General features: G+C 54.0%; 2 protein-coding genes. Both read right to left on the reverse strand.

Annotated elements, in window-relative coordinates; genetic code table 11:
• On the reverse strand, positions 1-308 hold a 308-nt coding region (locus L696_RS0110860), incomplete at its 3' end, for an alpha/beta hydrolase (protein WP_025683646.1).
• Positions 309-311: 3 nt separating this feature from the next.
• A partial coding sequence (locus L696_RS0110865) for a hypothetical protein (protein ID WP_025683647.1) occupies positions 312-973 on the reverse strand: 662 nt, incomplete at its 5' end.

A 973-nucleotide genomic window follows, 5' to 3' on the forward strand; every position in this document is an offset into this window, starting at 1 on the left:
AGCACCTTCTGCACCACAGCGCCGCCCATCGAATGTCCGATCAGAACCGGCTTCTCTTTGAACCTTTGCAGCGCCCCCAACACGTCTTCCTTGTAGTCATCCAGCTTAAAACTGTGCAGACGATCCCGGCCCTCGCTCCCGGCATGTCCGCGCAAACTGATGGCGTAGGACGGGTATCCTTTGGCACAGAAATAAGGCAAGAAATGCTCTTCCCAACACCAGGCCCCGTGATGAGCGCCATGAATAAACAACAGCGACGGCCGTCCATAATCCGTCTCCGGCACATATTCCAGCCATTCCAATTGCATTGCCTAAACCTCCATTTGCCTGCTTGAATTGGTAAATCGCAAATACTGTCGGTTTAACACCTCGGCCGTCTGCTCCATAAGCAGTTCACCCAATGCATCCACATGACGGTTCCGCCAATTTTCCAGTTCGGTGCCTTTTACCCACTGATTGAACGCGCCCATCGCCGGGCCGCAGTGAATCTGATAATCAACCACTTGATCGGGATTGCCGTCCAGCGCCGCCTTGGTAGAGTTGGCAAAATACCATTTGAACACCAGCGCCATTTGCTGCTTCGGGTTGGCCTCAGCCTTTGCGGCTTCCCCGGGCAGCCATTGCGTGCGGATTTCCTCCAGCACTTCCCCAAACGTCCGATTAAAGTAGACATCCTGAATCATCCGTTTATTTTTCTCGTCGATCTCATCTAACGAAGCATGCTTGCGGTACAGCTCGTACAGCTTGTTGGCCCGTGCCGGAAAAAACAGGCCTTTGCGGAGCACCTGCACTTTGGCGCCCAGTTCGAACATATCTCCGGCAGGGGCATATTCGGTGTCCTGAACATTGGCTTGCTGAAGCAGATCCTTTACGGCATCGCTTGTACCGGCCTCTGCCGTGCATTGATTGATGGAACCGGTAACCACATAATCCGCTCCCATCAATAATGCGGCTGCGGCTGCCTCAGGTGTGC

The organism is Paenibacillus maysiensis, from assembly GCF_000520815.1.
GTDB classification, from domain to species: Bacteria; Bacillota; Bacilli; order Paenibacillales; family Paenibacillaceae; genus Paenibacillus; species Paenibacillus maysiensis.